Annotated in this window: 2 protein-coding genes; both read left to right on the top strand. The window is 61.8% G+C overall.

Translation table 11 applies throughout. The features are described 5' to 3' along the window. Positions 1–284: S41 family peptidase (locus MRBLMS1_RS14940; RefSeq protein ID WP_485880122.1), on the top strand; the 284-nt coding region annotated here is incomplete at its 5' end. Between the two features lie 88 nt (positions 285–372). Next, on the top strand, positions 373–649 hold a 277-nt coding region (locus tag MRBLMS1_RS14935; RefSeq protein ID WP_485880120.1), incomplete at its 3' end, for a phage baseplate assembly protein V.

Here is a 649-nt window from a genome sequence, read left to right as displayed (position 1 = left end):
CCGATACGAAGTCCGCCGCCGAATCATTTGCGTACCAAATGCAGGCGCTGAAACGCGCCAAGGTGATCGGGGAACGCACTTGGGGCGGCGCCAACGCTTCGCGCCCATATCGTCTCAGCGAGCATTTTGCTATCTTTATCCCAAGCAAGCGCCCGATCAGCTCAATTACCCATACAAACTGGGAGGGCACGGGCGTCACTCCGGATGTAGCTGCAAAGGTGAACGATGCCCTCGCGGCGGCTAAAGTTTTGATGCAGCGACAATTTCATGGGGGCGCACTATAACAATGCGTTCTGACTCTGCAATCAACCGAAGTCGCTAAGCCCCTTATCAACCCGCTCCCGCGTGCATCCGCGCGCGGACTTCGGCAACATGCACTGCATGAACGCCGACCTGTCCGACCTCCTCCGTTTGCTGCAAAACCTGATCCGCCTGGGCACCATTGCCGAGGTCAAAGGGGCCAAGGCGCGCGTGCGGCTTGGGCCGACCCTCACCACCGAATGGCTGAAATGGGCAACACGGCGCGCCGGCAGCACGCGCACCTGGTCGGCGCCCACCGTCGGCGAACAGGTGATCGTCTTTTCCCCGGGCGGCGAGCTGACGCGCGGCATCATCCTGCCCGCGCTGTACTCGCAGGCGTTTGACGCGC

The sequence above is a fragment of the Massilia sp. LMS1-1-1.1 genome (assembly GCF_040815535.1).
Taxonomy (GTDB): Bacteria; Pseudomonadota; Gammaproteobacteria; order Burkholderiales; family Burkholderiaceae_D; genus Janthinobacterium; species Janthinobacterium aestuarii.
Note: the sequence above shows the minus strand (reverse complement) of the source record. Positions and strands in the feature narration are given on the sequence as shown.